We start from the raw sequence: 15,492 nt of genomic DNA on the forward strand, positions 1-15,492 counted from the left end.
TGGGCGCTCAGGCGTCGTTGCCCTTGCGGCTCTTGCTCGTGCTCAGAGAGCCGCGGGTGGCGGCGATATCGGCCTCGCTGGGAGCCGCGCTCTGGCGCAGCGGGCAGCGCTTGCCGTACATCAGCTGGCGGTCGAAGGTTTTGCCGGTGCGGTCTATCACGTTCTGGAAATAGTTGATCAGCATGCGCCGCTTGCTGGCGGACAGGTCGCGCGTCACCGGCATCTGGTCCGGGTCTTCGATGGGCTTGTCGAACACGAAGCGCATGATGAAGGCGCTGGCGTCGGCCACCGCTTGCTTGGAAAAGTCGAACAGACCCTGGCTCATCACCGGGTAGAGGTTGGCGTATTGCTGCAGGATGGGCTGCACGTCCTCCCAGCGCGGGTTGTCCAGGTCGATGTCCTGGCCCGGCTGCGGGAAGCTGCTGAAAACCACGACGGCGAAATTGTCGAAGGGCTGTTGCAGCGCCGGATCGGAGCCGGCCAGATTGTAGTTGATGGTGAACAGCTGGCCGTCCATGTATTCGCGCGGGGTGCCGAAGCTTTCCGGCCCGTGCAGGGTGACGGCGACCCGGCCGGCCTGATCGGTGACCGGTTCCGCCGGGCTGAAGCGGACGGCGGCGTTGGGCACGTTGTTGACCGGCAACAGCGCGCGCGGAGTAGTGCCCTGAGTCTTGTCGGTGGGGGTGTCGCCGTAGTCCAGCATGGGCGCGCCGGCCCAGAAGGCCAGCGCCGCGCCGGCCAGCGGCTGGCCGTAGCGCGCCGCGTAGAGATGGGTGTGCAGGTGGTTCTTGTCCGGGTGGTTGGGGTCCAGGCGAATGGCGAAGTCCTCGGCGCGGACCTCGTTGCCCAGCAGCGCTTCGCGCACGCAGACCACGGCGCGTCCCTCCGCGCCCACCGGCTGGACGATGGCCAGCGGCAAGGGCTGATTGGCCAGCCGCAGCTGCGCCTCGTTCAGCGGCACGGACTGGATGCCGGCCTGCTGGTCTTGCAGCGTCTGCGAGGTGTCCACGCCGGCGATGGCGGTGTAGTCGCCCGGTCCTATCTCCGCGTCCTGCGCCGTCCATTCATTGTGCAGGATCGCGTATTGCAGCGACGGCAGCGCCGTCACCTGATAACGGCTGTCCAGCGGCAGCGCGTTGCTCAGGTCCACTTGCAGGCTGGCGGTATCCTGATCCAGCCAGGAGGAGAAACAGCCGATGCCGTTCTGGCTGGCAAGGTCGCTGCCCTGTTGCGTGGTGGGCATGAAGCGGCGGCCCAGGATGAAGGAGCGCGGCTGGCCGAGATAGGCCGGGCCGATGGCGCCGAGCACGGTGCCGTAGCCGAAGCCGGGGTCGCTGTAGGTGGTGCTGTAGCCGTAGGTGGTCAGCCGGATGGATAGCCGGTTCTGCTCGCTCAACTCGATCAGGCGGGCCAGCAGCGGGCTGTCGAAGCCGTCCAGATGCCACTGGATATTGGTGAGCACGGACTGAAAGACGGCGGAGGCGGCGCTGTCGCCCTGGCTGGCGGCGCGGGAGAACCACAGGTCGCGGAAAGGGTTGCTCTGGTAGTCGGCGGTCATCAGCGGCGTGCCGTCCGGCTTGAGCAAGGACACCGCCAGGCCGTAGATGCTGGAGGCCAGCTGCCAGTCCGGGTCCAGGTCCACCATTTTGCCGGACGGCTTGCCGATGGCGTTGCCCACGCTGCAGGACAGCAGCGGGTCTTGCGCCGGATCGGTGATCAGAATGCCGCTGGGGCCGCGCAAGCTGCTCACCTGGCAGTTGGCGAAGCGCATGATGGCGGTGCCGGTGGGGTGCCACCAGCCGTTGTAGGTTTTGGTGCGCCCGTTGTCCCCCGCCTGTTGATATTCCTGAAAGCGCGGTTCGAAAGTGGCGTTGTCGTAATGGCGCGGATCGTTGTTGACGGTGGAGACGTCGGACTGGAACTGGCCGGAAAAGGCTAAGCGGGGGAACTGCAGATAGCTCATATGGGCTCCTTGCCGGCAGGAAAATCCGCTGACGGCTTTTGTAGGCGATTTAATTCCATGGGCATAGCGCGGGTATAGGCGGCGCTGGCCATAAGGGCAATGTTCTTTAGGCCAGGAGGGGGCCGGGGGCCGGAGGGAAAGGACAGGAGGCCGGCGCGTGTCCCGCGCCGGCCGGAGCCGGGCGCTTATTCCGCGCCCAGCGACATCGCGTGATTGAAGACATTGCCCGGGTCGTATTTGCGCTTGATCGCCGTCAGCTCCGGATACAGCGCGCCGTAATACAGCTCGCCCCAGCTATAGCCGGGCGTGCCCGGCTGAGCGCCGTTCAGCATGTCCACGTCCGGGTAGTTGATGTAGCAGCCTTCGTAGGGCGAATCCGGCAAGGCCGCCGAGGCCGGGTAGGGCGTGCCGTTGAAGCCGTCGGCGGCGTAGACGGCGTCGAAGAACTCGCGCATCCAGCGCACATGCTTGGCGTCGTTGGCCGGGTCGGTCCAGTAGCTCTGGTATTGCAGCTTCATCACCGAGGCGCGCTGCGGCACCGCGGTCTGGTTGTCGGCCGGATCGAAGCCGTTGTTGCCGGCGCCGCGGCGGTTGATCGCGCCGCCGTAGGAGTCCACTTGCAGCAGCGATTGGGAGAAGTCCAGATCGTGGGGATGGGTGTTCAGATGCCGGTGGATCGCCTTGCACTCGGTCTGGCTGAAGTTCTGTTTCATATAGGCGGATTTGTACTTGCCGCGCTGATTGTTGCCGGAGCCGTTTAGCGTCTGGGTGGCGTACAGCCAGTCCATCGCCTGCGCGTGTTCCGGCAAGGGCGCGCTGTTTCTGGGCGGCGAGCGGTGCGGGATGTGGGGCAGATGGCCGCCGCCGGGCAGATAGGTGTTCAGCAATTGCGGCGAGGCCACTTGCGCGATGCGTTGGTAAAAATCATTGAACGGCGCGGTGTCGTTCAGCTTGCCGTCCCGGTCCGTGTACTGCACCACCAGCCCCAGTTTTTTGGCGCTGACATGGGTGAGTTTGAGCAGGCTGAACAGGCCGTAGCCTTCGGGTTCGCTGTCCGCCTCCCGCCAGTATTGGCCGTAGGTTTGCAACAAGTCGGTGAAGCGGCCCAGGTCTTTGAAATCGTTCCAGTCGAATTGCAGGAATTGCACGCCCACCTGCTGCGGCGCCGGCGGCAGATCGTCGAAGTAATAGCTGGTGATCAGGCCGACGTTGCCGCCGCCGGCGCCTTTGCACAGCTTGAGCAGGTCGGCGAATTCATTGTCGGCGCGAGCGTGGACCTTGCGCGCCTTGCCGCCGTCCGCCAGCAGAATGTCCACCGCGCTCAGCCAATCCACGGTCAGGCCTTGCAGCCGCGACAGCAGGCCGTAGCCGCCGCCGCTGATATGGCCGCCGGCGCCCACCGAGTAGCAAGAGCCGCCGGGCACGGTCTTGCCGGTGAGCTTGTACAGGCCGACATAGCCGTCCCAGTTCTGATTGCCGGCCAAGAGCTGAAAGCCGTAACGGCGGCCATCCGCCGTCACGTCGCGGCGCAGGCCGGAGAGCTGGCCGATGTCTATGATCAGGCCGCCGGGGTTGTTGCTGACGAAGCCCTCGTAGCAATGGCCGCCGCTGCGGATGGTGGGTTTGAGACGGTGGTCCAGCGCGTATTGCAAGGCGGCGGCGGCTTCGTTCTCGTCGCTGCAGACGACGATGCCGCCGGCGGCCTGGCCGGCCTCCGGCCAGCGCAGATTGAAGCCTTTTTTCAGCGTTTCGTAACGGGGGTCGTCCGGGGTGATGGCATTCAGGCCCATGCGCTCTTCTCCTTGTGCGGCCGCGACGGCGGCTATGCGTTTTGAATGACATTGTTTTATAGACGAGCGGTGAGAAGGCGAGGCTGGCAAATGCTGAGCTTGGCTTTGGGGCGGGGGAGTCGCCTGGCTTCGACGGCCGTCGCGGCTGTCATGGCCGCGTCGCGCGTCGACAATGACGGGCTGGCGCTAGCCGATGTCGGCTTGGGGCGCGGGCAAGCCCTCGGCGGCTTCTTCAAACAGCCAGTCGCGCAAGGCCCGCGCCGCCGGCTGGTTGGCGTCGCGTTGCGCGACGCTCAGGTAATAGGCCTGGCGGAATGGCGCTTCGCCGCGCAGCGGCCGCGCCAGACGTCCGGCCAGCAAATCGTATTCCACGCACAGCGCCTGTCCCAGGGCGACGCCCTGTCCGTCTATCGCCGCCTGCAACAACATGGATTCATCCGAAAAGCTCAAGCTCGGCTGCGCCTTGAGATCCAGATCGATCTGGACGTGATCCAGCCATTGCCGCCAGCCGGCGAACTGCCGCTCGTGCAGCAGCGTGCATTGCGCCAAATCCCGCGGCCGCCGCAGGCGCCGGGCCAAGTCGGGGCTGCAGACCGGAAAGAAGGCGGAGGAGGCGAAGGGCTCGGTGTTGAAGCGGGCCGGCCACGGCGGTCCCGTGCTGATGACGATATCGGCGGCGGAATATTCGGCCGCCGGCTCGGTATGGATTTCCACCGGCAGGCCGGGGTGCCGTTTCAAAAACCGGTACAGCCGGGGAATCAGCCATTTGCTGCCAAACAGGCGCGGCACATGGATATTCAAAGCCGGCGCCGTCTGCAGCATCAATCCGTCCGTGGCTTGTTGCAGCGTGCGGAATGATTCTCTGATTCTGGGTAAATAATGCTCGCCCGCCGTGGTTAATTTTAAACGATTGTTTTGGCGTTCGAATAAGGGCTGATTCAGAAATTGCTCCAGCTGTTTTATTTGATGGCTGACGGCCGCCTTGGTGACGAATAATTCTTCCGCGGCGCGGGTAAAACTCATATGTCGCGCGGCGGATTCAAAAACTCTCAAGGCATGCAGCGGTGGCAGGCGTTGGTACATGATTTCCCCTCGTGCAAATAAAATCCGCCAGATCCATTCGTTTAATAAAACTAAACCGATGTCAAATATAACTGTCTTGCGATAAAAAATTAGCTCATTAACAATATCACACAAGTCCATTATTTAAAGCGTGGAAATGATATTGACCATTGATGCCGGCACCACGAATACCCGCGCCACCTTATGGCGCGATTCAGTGCCGATTGCGCGCGCGGCGCAGCGGGTGGGGAGCCGGGATACGGCGATGACGGGCAGCCGGAACGCATTGCGGCGGGCGGTGAGGGAAACGCTGGCGCAGGCGTTGAGCCAGGCCGATGTCGGCATCGACGAGCCAAGCCTGCTGCTGGCGACGGGAATGATCAGTTCGAATATGGGCCTGCTGGAGATTCCCCACCTGCTGGCGCCCGCCGGCCGCGAGGCCCTGGCCGCCGGGATGAGGGCCTGCGTGGTGCCTGAGGTGTGCGCGCGGCCGATCTGGTTTGTGCCCGGGGTGAAGAATCTGTCCGAGGACATCGGCCTGCACAACTGCGAGCGCATGGACATGATGCGCGGCGAAGAGGTCGAGGCGATGGCCTTGATCGACAGGCTGTCCATCCGCCAGCCGGCCATTCTGGCCATTCCCGGCTCGCATTCCAAATTCATCCATCTGGACGCGCGGCAGCGGATCGCCGGCTGCGTGACCACGCTGGCCGGCGAGCTCTTGCACGTGATTACCCACAACACCTTGCTGGCGGATGCGCTGGGCGGCTCGTTCGCCGCGGAGCTGGATGTGGAGATGTTGTTGGCCGGGGCCGAGCAGGCCAGCCGCATCGGCCTGGGCCGGGCCTGTTTCATGGTGCGCACGCTGGACCAGTTCACGGTGTACGACCACAACGCCAGAGCCAATTTCCTGTTGGGCGCGGTGCTGGGCGCGGACTTGCTGACCTTGAAAAACAGCCGCGCGCTGAATATGAGTCCGGGCACGCAATTCATCGCCACCGGCCGGCCGCTGCTGCGCGCGGCGCTGGGCTGCCTGGTGGCCGGCGATGAGTTCTTCTCCGGCAATGTGGCGATGGTGGACGAGGCGACGCAGGCGGATCTGGCCGGTCATGGAGCGATGTTGCTGGCGCGGACTCGGGGCTTGCTCTGAGAGCTTGTTCAAAGTCTCGCGGGCGGGGCGGTGGATTCAACAGGGAGCAAGAAATGGACAGCAAGCTGCCGCTGGTGGCGATTTTACGGGGCATCCGGCCGGAGGAGCTGGAGCTGCACGTGCCGGCCTTGATCGAGGCGGGCTTCGAGGCGGTGGAGATACCGCTGAATTCGGAGCGCTGGGAGGCCGGCATTCAGCTGGCGGCGCAGCGCTATGGCGATCAGGCGTTGATCGGCGCCGGCACCGTGCTGCGGCCGGAACAGGTGCGGCGCTTGGCCGAGCTGGGCTGCCGCTTGATCGTTACGCCCAACGTCGATGCCGAGGTGATCCGGCAGGGCCTGGCCGCGGGCATGCAATTGCTGCCGGGCTGCGCCACGGCCACCGAGGCTTTCGACGCCATCGCGGCCGGCGCGCGCCGGATCAAGCTGTTCCCCGCCGGCGCGCTGGGGCCGGCTTATGTGGCCGCCTTGCGGACGGTGCTGCCGGAAGCGGTGGATATCTACGCGGTGGGCGGAGTGAGACCGGAGACGCTGGCGGATTATCTACGCGCCGGCTGCCGGGGGGCGGGGCTGGGCGGCGAGTTGTATCGCGCCGGCCAGCCGCCGGAGAGGACGCGGGCGCAGGCGCGGGCTTTCGCCCGCGCTTACCGGGAGGCAATGGCGGGATAGGAGAACAATATGCGATACGACTACTTGTTCAAGGGCGCCTTGGTGGCGGACGGCAGCGGCGCGCCGGAGCGGCGGGCGGATGTCGGGGTGATAGGCGAACGCATCGCGGCGGTGGCCGCCGAGCTCGACGGCGACGCCGGGCAGCGCATCGACTGCGCCGGCCTGGTATTGGCGCCCGGCTTCATCGACGTTCACACCCATGACGACCTGGCGGTGATCCGGCGCCCGGACTACCTGGAAAAAACCTCGCAGGGCGTGACCAGCATCGTCGTCGGGAACTGCGGACTCAGCGCGGTGGGCGCGGTGCTGGGCGAGGAGGTGCCGGCGCCGATCAATCTGCTGGGCGAATTGGAGGACTTCCGTTATCCGGACCTGGCCAGCTACCGCGCCGCCATCGAAGCGGCGCGGCCCTCGGTCAACGTCGCCACCTTGATCGGCCACACCACCTTGCGGCACCGCTGCCTGGCGTCGCAGCAGGGGCCGGCGGACGAGGCCGGCATCGCCGCGATGCGCGAGCATTTGATCCTGGCGCTGGAGCAGGGCGCGCTGGGCTTGAGCACCGGCCTGTCCTATGACAGCGCGGCGCAGGCGTCCACCGAGGAAGTCTGCCGGCTGGCCGCGCCGCTGGCCGAATACCAGGGCGTCTACGCCACCCATATGCGCACCGAGTACGACGGAGTGCTGGAGGCGATGGAGGAAGCCTTCCTCATCGGCCGCAGCGCCAAGGTGCCGGTGCAGATCTCGCACCACAAATGCGCCGGGCTGAAAAACTGGGGACGCTCGGCGGAGACGCTGGCGTTGATCGACATCCGGCGCCTGGGGCAGGACATCAGCCTCGATTGCTACCCCTACCGCGCCGGCTCCTCCAATCTCGACCCCGGCCAGGTCACCGCCGACTACGACATCCTGATCACCTGGTCCGCGCCGCATCCGGAGATGGCGGGGAAAACCCTGCAACGGATCGCCGGCCTCTGGGCGTGCGACATCCACCAGGCGGCCGGCCGCCTGCTGCCCGCCGGCGCCATTTACTTCCAGATGGATGAGGACGATGTGCGGCGCATCCTGAGCCACCCGGCGGCGATGGTGGGCTCGGACGGCCTGCCCTGCGATCCCAATCCGCATCCGCGGCTGTGGGGGACTTTCCCCCGGGTGCTGGGCCATTACAGCCGGGATTTGCAACTGTTCCCGCTGTCCACCGCCGTCCACAAGATGACCGGCCTGCCGGCGAGGCGCTTCGCGCTGCGCGACCGGGGCTTGATCCGTGCCGGCTATTTCGCCGATCTGGTGCTGTTTGACTACCAGCGGATCGACGACGTCGCCAGCTTCCAGCAGCCGCGGCAGGCGGCGGCGGGCATTGAGCGGGTCTTCGTCAACGGGGTGCAAACCTATGCCCAGCAGCGGCTGAGCGGAGTCCGCGCCGGGCGGTTCTTGAGCAGAAGCCGTCAGGCTGCTTAGGGGAGGAAATAGCATGATCAAGCGTTATGGAGTAAGCGGCAGCGCCGGCGCCGGCGGGCAAGCGCTGCCTTTCGCCGCGGCGGCGGCGGCGGACGGCTGGTTGTACGTGTCCGGGCAAACCCCGATGCGGGACGGCGAAATCATCGCCGGCGGCATCGTGGAACAGTCGCGGCTGGCGATCCAGAACTGCCTGGACATTGTGGCCGAGGCCGGCTTCGCGCCGGCGGACATCGTGCATATGCAGGTCTTTCTCAGCGACGCCCGTTATTTCCCCTCCTTCAACCGGGTGTTCCGTTCTTTCTTCGCCGAGCATCCGCCGGCGCGGGTGTGCTGCGTGGCGGAGCTGGTGGTGGATTGCATGGTTGAGGTGGACATGAGGTGTTTTAACGCCAAGTTCAAATATTAAGTATTTTGCGCCAGGCGCGGCAGCGCGGCCGATGAAAAGGAGAGGGCGATGGCGAATAGCGATTTTCTGACGTGGTTTCTGATCTACGCCGCCGGCATGATGACGTTGGGCTGGTATGTGACCCGGCATCAGAAGACCGGCGAGGACTTCATCCTGGGCGGCCGCAAGATGCCGATGCTGCTGACGCTGGGCTCGACGGTGGGCACCATGGTGGGCACCGGCTCCAGCATCGGCGCGGTCAGCTTCGGTTACGCCAACGGCTGGGCCGGCATGTTGTACGGCATTGGCGGCGCCACCGGCATCCTGTTGACGGCCTGGTGGTTCGCGCCGGTCCGAAACCTCCGCTTCATGACCATGAGCGAGGAGGTCTGCTATTACACCGGCGGCAGCAAGCTGGTCAAAAACCTGGTGGCCGTCATCATTTTCTGCGCCTCTCTGGGCTGGCTGGGCGCGCACATCCTGGGCGGTGGCCTGTACCTGGCCTGGGCTTCCGGCATCGATATCCGGGCGGCCAAGACCATTGTCGCCGTCGGCTTCGTGTTCTACGTCGGCATCGGCGGCTACAAGGCGGTGTCCTGGATCGACACCTTGCAGTCCATCGTGCTCTTCCTCGGCTTCATCGTGCTGGCGGCCCTGTCGGTGCGCCATGTCGGCGGCTGGGAGGTGGTGGTGAGCCGGACCGATCCGGCCGCGTTCACGCCCTTCGGCATCGGCAAGCTGGGCCTGCTGCCGGCCTTGTCGCTGGCCGCGGTGATCGGCGTGGGTGTGCTGGCCACGCCCTCCTACCGCCAGCGCATCTACGCCGCCGAATCCGCCAGCGTGATCCGCCAGTCCTTCATCATCACCGGCCTGCTGTATATGGGCTTTTCCTTTCTGCCGGCCATCATCGGCATGGCCACGCATGCGATGGAGCCCAATCTGGCCAATAGCAGCTTCGCCTTCCTGCACGCCACCACCGCTTTGCCGCAGGCGCTGGCCGTGGTGGTGCTGATCGCCGGCATGTCGGCCAATATGTCCTCCGGCAGCTCGGACGCGATTGCCGGGGTCTCCATCATCCTGCGCGATCTCTACGTCTGGCTCCGCGGCCGGATGCCGCCGCCGGAGCGGGCGATTGCGCTGTCCCGGCTGTTCCTGCTGCTGGTGATCCTGCTGGCCTATCTCTTCGCGCTGACTTCCAACGACATCATCGGCTACATCACCAAGATGATCTCCATGGTGATGTCCGGCATGTTCGTCACCGTGCTGCTGGGCCGTTTCTGGCCGCGCTTCAATTGGCAGGGCTGCATCGCCGCGCTGTTGGGCGGCAGCCTCGCCTCGCTGGCCATCATTCTGTCGCCGCCGTGGCTGGCGCGGCTGGGCAATCCGGTGATTCCCGCGGTGCTGCTCAGCCTGCTGCTGGCCGTTGTCGTCACCTGGCTGACGCCGGCGAGCGCGCGTTCCCGGGAGGAGGTGCTGGAGATGATTACGACTGAGCGTGAAAGCCATGGCGGATAGGGAAACCAGGGAGCAATGATGATGACGCGAGTGTTTGAGCCAGCGGTCGCGCGGCACAAGGCGGCGCTGATGTTCCGCGGAGAGAGCGGGGCCAATATCCTGCATGAGGACGCCTGCCTGCCGGCGCTGGTGATCAAGGAGAGCGCGCTGGACGGCAATATCCGCTGGATGCAAGGTTTTGCGGACGCGATGGGGGTCTCGCTGGCCCCGCACGGCAAGACCACGATGACGCCGGCCATTTTCCGGCGGCAATTGGCTGCCGGCGCCTGGGGGCTGGGCGTGGCCAGCGCGTTTCAGGCCCAGGCGGCGGTGGCGGCCGGGGCCGAGAACGTGATCATCGCCAATCAAGTGCTGGGCCGGGCGAATATGGACCTGGTCGCTGCGCTGCTGCGGCATGGGCGCGCCGCCCTCCATTGCTGCGTGGACAGTGTGGACAATGCGCGGCGGCTGTCGGACTTTTTCGCCGCCCGGCAACTGCGGATGTCGGTCTTGCTGGAAATGGGCGCGCCCGGCGGGCGTTGCGGCTGCCGCACCGAGCGGCAGGCTTATGAACTGGCGGAACACATCGCCAAGCTGCCGGGCCTGGCGCTGGCCGGCGTGGCCTTCTACGAGGGCGTGATCCATGGCGACGACGAGCAGGCGGACACTGCGGCGATACAGGCGCTGATTCAGCGCGCGGTCACGGTGTGCGGCACGCTGCTGCGCAACGGCGACTTCGCCGGCGCGCCGGAAGCGCTGCTGACCGGGGCCGGCTCGGTCTGGTTCGACATCGTCAGCCGGCAACTGCGGGACGCCGGCCTGTCCGGGGTGCGTCATGTGATCCGTCCCGGCTGCTACGTGACGCAGGACCACGGCATCTATCGGCAGGCTTACGCCGCGCTGCAAGCGCGCGAGCCGTTGGCGGCGCGGCTGGACGGCGGGCTGTCCCCGGCATTGGAGCTGTGCGCGCTGGTGCAGTCGCTGCCGGAGCCGGGCCTGGCCATCGTGGGCTTGGGCAAGCGCGACGTGGCCTTCGACGCCGGCCTGCCGCAGCCGTTCGCGCAGTACCGCCAAGGGCGGCGCGTGGATTTCACGCCCGGCGGCCTGCGCACCCGCGCCTTGATGGACCAGCATGCCTTGCTGGAGCGCGATCCCGGCCTGGACCTGAGGATAGGCGATTTGCTGGTGTTCGGCAGTTCCCACCCCTGCCTGAGCTTCGACAAATGGAAGCGCGTGTTCCTGGTGGATGAGGAGTACCGGGTGAGGGAGGAATGGGAGACGGTGTTCTGAAGCGGTTTATGCGCTGCTGAGCGGAAAACGCCTTGTCCCGCCCTGGCTCGCGAGACGTTGAACCGCGGCTAAGCGACGGGTAGGAAAATTTCAGCGCCTGACCCTAAGGCTTGGATAGGCTGGAAATCCTTTTCATTCTAAATGACATTTGGATTTTGTTTTGCTACGCTCCCTGCCAAAATCAGGAGCGAGCGGACATGATCAAGCAATGGATGGGCCTGGCCCTGCTGTTGGGCGGCTTGGGCGGAGCGGCGCAGGCCGGCGAGGCGTTTGGCGCGCCGGGACTGACGGCGGTGCGCGGTCCGGCGGCCAAGTCTTTCGTGGGCGTGGCGACGGAAGGGCCGTCGCGGGTGTATTTCACCGGCTATCGCGGCGTGGTGTCCGAGGTGTTCTACCCGGCGGTGGACACCCAGGCGGCGGTGGATCTGCAATTCCTGGTGGGCGACGCCGGCGGCGGCTTCGTCGACGAGGAAAAGCGGCAGGACTACCGCGTGCAGCGGCTGCATCCGCGCAGCATGAGCTGGCAGGCGCAGACCGGCAACCCGGCCCATCACTGGCGCATCAGCAAGCGCATCTTCACCGATCCGGCACGCGACGCGCTGATCCAGCGCGTCACCTTCAGCGCGCTGGACGGCCGCCGCGTTGGCGATTTCCGGCTTTATCTGCTGTTCAAACCCTATTTGGACAACGCCGGTGCCGGCAATAGCGCCGCCACCCTGGCGCGCGCCGGCGGCGGCGTGGCCTTGGCGGCCAGCCGCAATCAGCGCGCCTCGGCGCTGCTGAGCAGCTTGCCGTGGAAGACGCAGAACGGCCGCCGCATGCTGTCCAACGGTTTTGTCGGCCTCAGCGACGGCTGGACCGATCTGCTGGGCGGCGGCGCCGACAAGCGCATGGATTGGACTTTCGATTCCGCCGGCAACGGCAATGTGGCGCAGATGGGCTGGCTGGAACTGGGCGACCCGCGCGCGGCCAGCGTGTCCTTCGACGTGGTGCTGGGCTTCGGCGCCAGCCAGGGGCAGGCGCTGGACGCGGCCGAGGCGGCGCTGGGCGGTGACCTGGGCGCGGCGCAGCGGCGCTACGACGCCGGCTGGCAGGCTTACGCCGCCGGCCTGTCCGATCAGGGCGGCAGCGCCGACGACGGCTACTACCTGGCGGCGATGACGCTGAAAACCATGCAGGACAAGGCCAGCGGCGCGATGGTGGCCGGTCTGGGCACGCCGTGGGGCGCCAGCCAGGGCGACGCCAACGCCGGCGGCTATCACCTGGTGTGGCCGCGCGACCTGTTCAAGTTCGCCAACGCCCTGCTCACCGCCGGCGACCGCGCCACCGCCGCGCGGGTGACGGATTATCTGTTCAACACCCTTCAGCAGCGCCGCGACTGCGGCGCGGCGGAATACGACGCCGCCGGCTGCCCGGACGGCTTCAGCCGCAACGGCCGCTTTCCGCAAAACGCCTGGGTCAGCGGCGCGCAGTATTGGCAGGGCACCCAGATGGACGAGCAGGCCATGCCCATCCTGCTGGCCTGGCGCCAGGGGCCGGTGGTGTATTCGCCGCTGTGGCCGCGCATCAAGCTGGCCGCCGACTACATCCTGAGCGCCGGGCCGTGGACCTACCAGGAGCGCTGGGAGGAAAACAGCGGCTATTCGCCGTCCACGCTGGCGGCGCAGATCGCCGGCCTGGCCGCCGCCGCCGACATCGCCCGCGCCAACGGCGACGACGCCAGCGCCGCGCGCTATCTGTCCGCCGCCGATTACTGGCAGCAGAACGTGGACGCCTGGACCTTCACCCGCAGCGGCGGCTTTGGCGACGGTCGTTATTATCTGCGCCTCAATCCGTCCGCGCGCGCCGGCGGGGCCGGCCGCGCCGGCCAGGCGCCGGCGCTGGGCCCGGACACGCCGCAGGCGCTGGGCCCGGACACGCCGCAGGCGCTGGAAGTGAAGAACGGCGGCGGCAGCCGCGACGCGCGCCGGGTGGTGGACGGCGGCTTCCTGGAACTGGTGCGCATGGGGGTGAAGCGCGCCGACGATCCGGCGGTGCTCGCCACGCTGGGCATTTACGACGCGGTGCTGGGGCAGCGCTTGGACCTGCCCGGCGCGCCGGCGCTGCCGGTCAACGCCTGGTTCCGCTACAACTTCGACGGCTACGGCGAACGCAACGACGGCGGCGATTTCGCCGGCAGCGGCGTGGGCCGGCTGTGGCCCATCTTCACCGCCGAGCGCGGCGTCTACGAGATTGCGCGCCAGGGCGGCGGCGCGGCCGGCCAGCCCTATCTGGCCGCCTTGAAGCAACTGGCCACGCCGGAGGGCATGCTGCCGGAACAGGTGTGGCCGCACAGCGCGGTGCTGCCGGACGGCTGGGCGGTGGAGACGCCGGCCGGCAACCGCGCCGGCACGCCCACCCGCTCGATCGCGCCGCTGAGCTGGGCGATGGGCGAGTACATCAGCCTGCTGGCCTCCATCCGCGCCGGACGCGTCGTCGATCTGCCGAAAGCCGCCTGCGCGCGTTACTACGCCTGCCGGGTGGAACCCAAGGCCGGAGAGGCGACGGTGGAGATCCAGGCCGCCGCCGATACCAGCTGGGGGCAGCAGCTGTACGTGACCGGCGCGGCGCGCGCGCTGGGCAATTGGAACACTGATCTGGGCCTGCCGGCGGACGCGGCGGCCTACCCGCTGTGGAAGACTCGGGTCAATCTGCCGGCCGGCCAGCGCATCGAGTACAAGTACTACCGCAAGAACGCCGACGGCAGCGTGAGCTGGGAGCAGCGCGCCGGCAACCGCGTGCTGCAGGCGCCGGCGGGCGGGCTGACGCTGAGTGATCAGGTGAACTGGTAAGAACCTGTTTACGATCTGCTGCGCGTCGGCGATACGGCGTTGAAAACGAACTCAAAATGCTCATGTACCACGTGTACATTCCGCTTTTTCGCTCGCTTTCGCCTTGTCTCGCCCTAGCTCGCGAGATCGTAAACAGGTTCTAAGAGCCTGTTCAAAGCCTGCTGCGCTTGGTGAAGCCTTGCACGGTGAGTACGAGCTCAAAATGCTCATGTACCACTTGTACATTCCACTTTTTCGCTCGTTTTCGCCTTGTCTCGCTCTTGCTCGCGAGACTTTGAACAGGCTCCAATACGCTATTGATTTATTTGGAATATTGAAAGCAAATTTAATTACTTTTTGATATTAAACATGGCTTTTATAGTGTGCTGAGTCCCCCTTGTTCAGGAACTCGCCATGTCCATGTTCATCTCCCGCCGTTCCCTGCTGGCGCTCAGCCTCGCCAGCCTGTCCTTCCTCGCCCTGGCGGCACACGCCGCCGAGGCGCCCATCGTCATCGGCTACCAGACCGGGGTTGATCCCTCCAAAGTGGCCCAGGCCGACGGCTTGTATGAAAAAGCCATCGGCCGGCCGCTGCAATGGCGCAAGTTCGAGAGCGGCGCGGAAGTGCTGGCCGCGCTGGCCTCCGGCGACGTGCATATCGCCGATCTGGGCTCCAGCCCGCTCAGCGCCGCCGCCACCCGCCAACTGCCGATCCAGACCTTTCTGATCGTCGCCGAGATCGGCAACTCCGAGGCCTTGGTGGCGCGCAAGGGCAGCGGCATCAAGACCCCGCGGGACCTGATCGGCAAAAAAGTGGCGGTGCCCTATGTCTCCACCACCCATTACAGCCTGCTGGCCGCGCTCAAACACTGGAAGCTGGACCCGGCCAAGCTGTCCATTGTCAATCTGCGCCCGTCCGAGATCAGCGCCGCCTGGCAGCGCGGCGACATCGACGCCGCCTATGTCTGGGACCCGGCCTTGAGCCAGGCGCTGAAAACCGGCTCGGTGCTGGTCAATTCCGAACAAGTGGGGCAGTGGGGCGCGCCCACTTTCGAAGCCTGGGTGGCGCGCAAGGATTTCGCCGCCGCCCAGCCGCAGGCGCTGGCCGCCTTCGCCAAGGTGACCTTGCAGGCCTTCGCCGATTACCGCGCCAAGCCGGCGGCCTGGAGCGCCGGCTCGCCGCAGGTGGCCAAGATCGCGCGGCTGACCGGGGCCGATCCGGCGCAGATTCCCGGCCTGCTGGCCGGCAGCCGCTTCCCGCTGGCGCAGGAGCAGCTGTCGCCGCGCTTGCTGGGCGGCGGCACCGCCAAGGCGCTGCGCGACACCGCCTTGTTCCTGAAGGAACAGAAGAAGGTGGAAGCGGTGCTGCCGGATTATCAAGCCTATGTCGAGCCGCGCTTCGTGCGGCTGGCGCAGCCGCGCTGA

At 66.3% G+C, this 15,492-nt stretch carries 11 protein-coding genes; 8 read left to right on the forward strand and 3 right to left on the reverse strand.

Going from position 1 to position 15,492, the window contains the following annotated elements:
* Positions 1–7: 7 nt before the first annotated feature.
* From DB032_RS22675 to gcvA, 3 genes are all read right to left on the reverse strand, one after another.
* Positions 8–1,963, reverse strand: a complete 1,956-nt coding sequence (locus DB032_RS22675; protein WP_107801445.1) for a hypothetical protein — start codon at positions 1,961–1,963, stop codon at positions 8–10.
* A 185-nt stretch (positions 1,964–2,148) separates the two neighbouring features.
* A complete protein-coding gene (locus DB032_RS22680) occupies positions 2,149–3,753 on the reverse strand; it encodes a BBE domain-containing protein (RefSeq protein ID WP_107801446.1) in 1,605 nt (534 codons plus the stop codon).
* Positions 3,754–3,939: 186 nt separating this feature from the next.
* On the reverse strand, positions 3,940–4,956 hold the full coding sequence (gene gcvA, locus DB032_RS22685; RefSeq protein WP_233246768.1) for a transcriptional regulator GcvA: 1,017 nt from the start codon (positions 4,954–4,956) through the stop codon (positions 3,940–3,942).
* 16 nt (positions 4,957–4,972) lie between these two features.
* On the opposite strand from gcvA, the gene DB032_RS22690 reads away from it, so the two are divergent.
* From DB032_RS22690 to tauA, 8 genes are all read left to right on the forward strand, one after another.
* A complete protein-coding gene (locus DB032_RS22690; protein WP_107801447.1) occupies positions 4,973–5,965 on the forward strand; it encodes a 2-dehydro-3-deoxygalactonokinase in 993 nt (330 codons plus the stop codon).
* 53 nt (positions 5,966–6,018) lie between these two features.
* A complete protein-coding gene (locus tag DB032_RS22695; RefSeq protein ID WP_107801448.1) occupies positions 6,019–6,633 on the forward strand; it encodes a 2-dehydro-3-deoxy-6-phosphogalactonate aldolase in 615 nt (204 codons plus the stop codon).
* 9 nt (positions 6,634–6,642) lie between these two features.
* Entirely contained in the window at positions 6,643–8,088 is a 1,446-nt protein-coding gene (locus DB032_RS22700) for an amidohydrolase family protein (RefSeq protein ID WP_107801449.1), read from the forward strand.
* Positions 8,089–8,101: 13 nt separating this feature from the next.
* A complete protein-coding gene (locus DB032_RS22705; RefSeq protein WP_107801450.1) occupies positions 8,102–8,494 on the forward strand; it encodes a RidA family protein in 393 nt (130 codons plus the stop codon).
* Between the two features lie 48 nt (positions 8,495–8,542).
* Positions 8,543–9,988, forward strand: a complete 1,446-nt coding sequence (locus DB032_RS22710; protein WP_107801451.1) for a sodium:solute symporter family protein — start codon at positions 8,543–8,545, stop codon at positions 9,986–9,988.
* A 21-nt stretch (positions 9,989–10,009) separates the two neighbouring features.
* Positions 10,010–11,257 carry an alanine racemase gene (locus DB032_RS22715; protein WP_107802107.1) on the forward strand — a complete coding sequence of 416 codons (1,248 nt, stop codon included), beginning with the start codon at positions 10,010–10,012 and terminating at the stop codon, positions 11,255–11,257.
* Between the two features lie 197 nt (positions 11,258–11,454).
* A complete protein-coding gene (locus DB032_RS22720) occupies positions 11,455–14,088 on the forward strand; it encodes a glycoside hydrolase family 15 protein (protein WP_107801452.1) in 2,634 nt (877 codons plus the stop codon).
* Positions 14,089–14,481: 393 nt separating this feature from the next.
* On the forward strand, positions 14,482–15,492 hold the full coding sequence (gene tauA, locus DB032_RS22725; protein ID WP_231580945.1) for a taurine ABC transporter substrate-binding protein: 1,011 nt from the start codon (positions 14,482–14,484) through the stop codon (positions 15,490–15,492).

This window comes from Chromobacterium sp. Panama (assembly GCF_003052555.1).
In the GTDB taxonomy this organism is placed as follows: Bacteria; Pseudomonadota; Gammaproteobacteria; order Burkholderiales; family Chromobacteriaceae; genus Chromobacterium.